General features: G+C 40.5%; 2 protein-coding genes. Both read right to left on the minus strand.

All coding sequences use genetic code 11. The annotated features are described in order from the left end of the window. Nucleotides 1-271 precede the first annotated feature (271 nt). A complete protein-coding gene (locus tag ELS82_RS25160; protein WP_134837787.1) occupies nt 272-568 on the minus strand; it encodes a hypothetical protein in 297 nt (98 codons plus the stop codon). Between the two features lie 156 nt (nt 569-724). Beyond that, nucleotides 725-1072: a DUF3024 domain-containing protein gene (locus tag ELS82_RS25165; RefSeq protein ID WP_134837788.1), complete on the minus strand. Its 348-nt coding sequence runs from the start codon at nt 1070-1072 to the stop codon at nt 725-727. Between the last annotated feature and the right edge of the window lie 89 nt (nt 1073-1161).

Consider the following 1161-nt stretch of genomic DNA (forward strand, 5'->3'; position numbering starts at 1 on the left):
AACATTGGCATGTTTTACGGCCTGAGTGATTCAAGAACTTAGACCGACAATGCGGATTTGCTGAGTCTACTAGGGACGGATTGCCAGAGGGACAAAGAACTAAAGCCTAAGACCTTTAAGCCTTTGAATTTCAAGTAAACATAACGCCTTGTTAAGGTGTGAGGCACGCAATACCTAAGCATCCGCATACCACCTTAACCACTAAAACTAACGCATAGTAAAAATGCCACGCGTGCCGAATCACTCTTGAACAATTTGTTATGTTTGTAGCCTAAGCCAATCGATTGTACTCACATATAATAGCTTTGAGGCTGCTACCAAATGGTACGTGCCAAACTGGATTACCTTGATCATCACTTGGTTCGGACTCGACTAACTTAGTGATAAAATTTTGTAGCCTAAGCTTAACTTCACCTGTAACTTTGACTCGATACGCTTCCCCTTGTACTTCAATCCAAAGGCTTCCTGATTTTATCTTTTTGTGCATCAACCTATATCGCTCACCGACATTTATCTTGGTTTGAATATTGTCCTTCGAACTCAGAGCTGATTGGATATTTGGATTCATTTAATTCCTCCCGAAAACATAACGCCCAATTAAGGGGTGAACAACGCCACCACCCAACCTAACGCATTGTACCGTAGCCACTAAATTTGAAGTAGAAGCAAAAGTGCCAAGCGTTGAGAATCCCTCTTAAATTGCTTGTTATGCGCGTGGTTGGATTTAACCCCAAAAACAACCATATGTATCAGCTTCTAAAACTTCAAAGAGAACTTCGAGAGTTTTAACCTCTGGCACTGGCTCGTAAGAATGCCACTTCAGGTCTGATTTCATCCAGTAAACTTTCCATTCATTTCTAGATTTATAGTATTTAGCTTTAACTACCGAACTCTCAATTTTTTCAGAAGGGTCATTCCATTTTGGCCTGATTTCAAAAATTTCTATTGCTTGATCTTGAATGCGAAAGCCAAAATCCAGCTCATTACGAATTTCTACAGGTGGACGACAAGAATCGAGGTACTTCTCGACTGCTTTTTCATACCGTTTATGCTCAATTTCAGAAAATGCCATTTTTATCACCTAAGCTTCTGTTTAGGCTAAGTTTACGACTCATTCTAGCAACTGGCTAGTTCAACTTTCACGAAAGCGCATAACGCCGC

The organism is Vibrio ouci, from assembly GCF_004551525.1.
GTDB lineage: Bacteria > Pseudomonadota > Gammaproteobacteria > Enterobacterales > Vibrionaceae > Vibrio > Vibrio ouci.